2 protein-coding genes are annotated in these 1,417 nt (G+C 44.0%); both read right to left on the bottom strand.

Annotated elements, in window-relative coordinates; translation table 11 throughout:
- Positions 1–24 precede the first annotated feature (24 nt).
- Positions 25–1,008 (bottom strand): transposase, encoded by a 984-nt coding sequence (locus AB5935_RS26160; protein ID WP_016270043.1) that lies wholly within the window; start codon positions 1,006–1,008, stop codon positions 25–27.
- Positions 974–1,417, bottom strand: a 444-nt coding sequence (locus tag AB5935_RS26155; protein WP_226892979.1) for a hypothetical protein, incomplete at its 5' end; no start/stop codon positions are given. The genes AB5935_RS26155 and AB5935_RS26160, both read right to left, overlap by 35 nt.

The raw sequence follows: 1,417 nt of genomic DNA, 5'->3' as shown, positions 1-1,417 counted from the left end.
GGCTCACCCGATAAACCTGGGGGATTAAGCATACAGCTTTGTAAGTCTGAAAAGAAAGAATTTTATATCCGTTACTCCTCTTAAAGCAGCTCTAAACGCCTTAATTTTAGCATTAAAAGACTCTGCAAATGCATTAGTTGCCCTGTTTACAAAGAAGTTCAAGACTTCATCATAGTGCTCGTAAAGTGTGGCGGCAATAACATTGAAACTCTTAAAGCCAGAGTCGTCCACTTTGTTGTACCATCGTGCAAGCGAGAGTCTTGCTGCATCTTTGACGGTATTCTTGGAAAATATCATTCTTAGGGAATGTGTAAGCGAATAGGCTTCTTTAAGATCAGGATACGTTTCAAAGAGCACCTCAGCTCTTTGTCTCTGACTTTCCGTCCATTTGTCGGCAGATTTAAAAAGCAGATATCTGCTGCGAGCCAACAACTGCTTGTGGGTATCACCATTTGCAAGCACAATTGGAGTGTATGCTTCGCCCAGGCATTTGGCTTCTTCCCTGGCATCCGTGTCTGCTTGAATGGCATCCCATCTATGCGCGATGCGCATCTCCTGCAAGGCATCACATGCAAGTTTCTGTATATGAAAGCGGTCTATGGTACGCATTGCATTCGGGAAACAGCGTCTGGCTATAAGTCGCATGGAATTCGACATATCCATTGTTATCTCCTTAACCAACAGTCTCTTGTCCTCGTCAATGCGCATAAGTGCTTCCGTGACAGCATCTGCCGCCACACCCTTTACAATAGCAATGATGGTACCTTTACCTCCACGTGAAGATCTGTTGCTTACTATAGTGTACAGCTCACCGTTGCTTGGAGCCGTTTCGTCAATGCAGATGCTTTCACCAATGTTCTCTGGAAAGACAAGCCAGTCTTCTGCATGTGAGAGTTCTGACCATTCACGATAGCCGCTGAGCACTTCCTTGTATTGCTTTTCAAACGTATCCCCGTTTATGTGATAATAGCGGTCAAGCGAACGGGAGGTCGTAGGAATCGTCTCCATACACTCCTTTTAAAAAAGCCGCAAACTCCTTGGAGTAGCGGGTTTCTTCAGCCTTCAGGTCGTAAGAGTCGGAGAAGTATCGGTTATTCTGCTTGTCATACCATTTGCGTCTTCTGACAATTAGGTCAACACCTTTATCGCGGATTGGAAAGTCACGTATAGTTACGGCTTCACAGAACCCTTTGGATTCAATCTCTGGGTTCTCTTTATATTCAGCCTTAACCGATTCATCAAGATAGATGCGGATAAGGGATGCCTCTTCTTCTACACGTACTACTTCAAAATTTGAAAGTATCTCTGATGGCAGAATCAACTGTGCCAATGCTAATAGTCCTTGATTGTTCATGGTACAAAGGTGCAAATTTTCTATAGAATTAAAGAATTTTCCCCCTGATTTATCGGGTGAGCC

It is taken from the genome of Phocaeicola sp. RTP21198st1_B8_RTP21198_201120 (assembly GCF_040929485.1).
GTDB classification, from domain to species: Bacteria; Bacteroidota; Bacteroidia; order Bacteroidales; family Bacteroidaceae; genus Phocaeicola; species Phocaeicola dorei.
Note: the sequence above shows the minus strand (reverse complement) of the source record. Positions and strands in the feature narration are given on the sequence as shown.

Bases quoted from the DNA above. Each gene is read 5' to 3' on its own strand.
- AB5935_RS26160 (WP_016270043.1), bottom strand. From the start codon at position 1,008: ATGGAGACGATTCCTACGACCTCCCGTTCGCTTGACCGCTATTATCAC.